The sequence below is a fragment of the Desulfurella sp. genome, assembly GCF_049977265.1.
Classification (GTDB): Bacteria; Campylobacterota_A; Desulfurellia; order Desulfurellales; family Desulfurellaceae; genus Desulfurella.
Genome location: NZ_JBMFGQ010000079.1, coordinates 1 through 2,923, shown reverse-complemented (window position 1 = coordinate 2,923; position 2,923 = coordinate 1). Strand labels below are relative to the sequence as shown.

At 32.0% G+C, this 2,923-nt stretch carries 1 protein-coding gene and 1 pseudogene; both read right to left on the bottom strand.

All coding sequences use genetic code 11. The features are described 5' to 3' along the window. Window positions 1–463: 463 nt before the first annotated feature. Window positions 464–1,051 (bottom strand): hypothetical protein, encoded by a 588-nt coding sequence (locus ACP5FO_RS08655; RefSeq protein WP_428157406.1) that lies wholly within the window; start codon window positions 1,049–1,051, stop codon window positions 464–466. A gap of 419 nt (window positions 1,052–1,470) precedes the next feature. After that, window positions 1,471–1,791: pseudogene (locus tag ACP5FO_RS08650) on the bottom strand (transposase); the annotation flags it as partial. Window positions 1,792–2,923 lie beyond the last annotated feature (1,132 nt).

The following is a 2,923-nucleotide window of genomic DNA, read 5'->3' as shown; positions in this document are numbered from 1 at the left end:
ATTGTCAAGTGGTAAATAACGTATTATTTATCACTTAAAAGCTCATTTATTTTCTTACCAAAAAAATCTCAATTACAAAAGAACAAAAAATTAATCGAAATACTAAAATTATTTGTGTGTTGTAAAAATATGAAAATCTAAACGTGCCAAAAATAGATTTTAATATAAAAGCTTTTTTGACTTCTTAAACTTTAGTTGCTTAAAGCCTTCTATGATACTGCGCATATAAAACCACTGCTTAATATTGGTATGCAAAAATATTTTATAAAAAGCTGCTAATGATTTACTTTTGCTTTGTAAATTAAAACTGCTTATACTTTCAAACATTTTTTAATACATTTTTTTTGCTTTATAGCCTCTGTTGTGTCGAGAAAGTTAACTCTTTTTGTTTTAGTTTATAATTGTTCTGATTGTAGGATAAAGTTAATCAAAACACAGATCCCACAATCAGAACTCTTACTTATTACGGTGGTCCAGGAGGCCCTGGCCTATGGCCTGGTCTAGGGCCACGAGGGTCTGGTGGAGGTCCAGGCATAAAAACATGAGGGGGTGGCGGTGGTCTATGGCCTAAACCAGGAGGCCATAGTCTTGGTCTTGGTGGTGGCGGAGGTGGTGCAGGAGGATATGGTACGTAATACCAGTAATTCACATAATAACCTATAGGAGGAGGTGGTGGCGGAGGAGGTGGTCTATGGACCCAATAGCCCCGCTTAAAGCCTGGTGGCGGATGTGGAGGACCACTTAAAAAGATACGTGGTATGATCATTCCAGTATAAACTGGTTTCCATGGTCCCCAGTAATATGGAGAATACATTAAAATACCGTTATACCACATATAATACATATTATTATAACTATAATAATATACGTACCCTGGCACTGAAGGCGTATAGTAAGCATTTAACCCACTGCCTATATTGAAAGCAAACCGAGGTGTTACCATGTTAATAAACATGTCAGCATTTGCATTTGGTAGTTTATTAAAATAACTAAATGCAACTATAAAGATTGGAATCAAAGTACCTAAGACATATTTTTTTATTCTTAACATACCCACCTCTTTTTAATGTGAACATTATTTACCACATACAAAGCCTATTTACAAAACCAAAAATTATACCTCGATTTATGTTTATAATATATAAGTAAAATGCAGGTAAAGAATAATTTAATCTCTTAATTGTTTTGATGTAAAAACTTGTACAGCAATTAATTAAATATGGCCAGTAAATTAATACTGTATTTTTACAATTTTTATTTCTTGAAAAAATTCCTGTTTTTTGATTTCATCTGTAATAGTGTCAAATTAACAAGTTCTTTACCCTGCTCAGGTTTGAGCAATTTGGATATTAAATTGAAATATCCTCCAGTAGCATCACTTTAAGGTGGCGAAAAAACAAATAATGTCATGCAGTTCAAAAAAAGAAAAATAGGGTTACATTATATTTTTTATAACAATAAAGGGTATTATCAATAGTTTTGTGTGAATTCATAAAACCTCTTTAAGCTAGGCAAATTAGACTTAAACTTCCCTATGGGTTTTGTAGCTTTAGTAGCTTTCCATCTTAAGTGATATAAATGCAAGAGCTTATAACAGCTTTGTTCACCTGCAAGTATTTCTATTGACTTTGTCCTTCTTTTGAATTCCTTATTGAGCCTTTCTATTACATTGGTAGTTCTTATTGATATCCAATCTTGTCCAGGAAAATCAAAAAATAAAGCTGACTCTATAGTTCTTTGAAGCGTTTTTACAGCAGAAGGAAAATCTTTTGAGTGTTTATTGACAAAAACTTCGTAGAACTCATAGGCTTATATGGTTTTTATGCGCATAGGAAAGTTAACGCCATCTATATAAATGTATTTTATATTATACAAAGATAGGTTTCTTGTTCTTTCATTTTTCAACTGCTTCTATAAGATGTTTGTTTGCATTGGATACATTTTGGTGTGATATGGATTTGCCTATGAGCTTATTTAAAAGCATAAAAGAGGCGCTTATGAGTGTTAGATACATAAGGGACAAGTCTTCTTTTACAGCTTTTTTGCAGTGTTGAAACTTTATTGAGCTTTAACTCAATATCCATGGCGTAACCTCCTTAAAAAAGTTTTTAGGTCAAAAAACATTTTACAGGGGTTGCGCCTAATTTGCCATAGCAAATTTACACAATAGATTTTACACTACCAATAAAGTTTTGGTGGCAATGCATCTAACAGATTCTCATACTTATGGATGATGTGGTGCAGAGTTGGTTTGGGCTTTAGCAATCAGTATATCAAATTCCCATGTGGGATAAACAGCTTTTGTTATTTTTTATCTTAGAAACAAAAACAACAAGCAGGCAAAAAAAAATTATTGAGCCGGATAATAATAACCTATTTTGGTTTCTTTTTTAGTTGATATAAATCAGTTTTCAGCATTAGTGATTTGTCAAATTACGACAAAAAAACTATTTTGAAGGAAGCATTATACTTTATGCAGCTAGCTGTCAAACGCTAGAGGCTACATACAAAGCGTGTTTTTCTTATAAACCAAGCTGTATTTGGACAAATCAGCGCGTAAGTACACTAAAAATGCCATTGACACTAATTACATGACGTCAAATATAAATATGCTATTAAAAGCGCTATTTACAATTAGAATCTTTTGAAAAGTGTTTTTATAGCACTATATCTTGTAAACAAGCTTAGTGCTTAAGATTACTCAAACACGCTAAGGCCTTACGTTGATGCTTTATCAAGACTTGACTTGCTTATTCTGGTTACTTTGAACTAAATAAAGCAACCTGGATTTCAATATTTACACAAATATACAAACATTAAACAAAAACGCAAAACTTTTTAAATGGGGTGGATAGCAAAATGAATAATAAATTAACACTTACAATGTAAATCTAAACTTTTAAAAAGGCTGTTAGAAATTTAA

Bases quoted from the DNA above. Each gene is read 5' to 3' on its own strand.
- ACP5FO_RS08655 (WP_428157406.1), bottom strand. From the start codon at position 1,051: ATGTTAAGAATAAAAAAATATGTCTTAGGTACTTTGATTCCAATCTTT.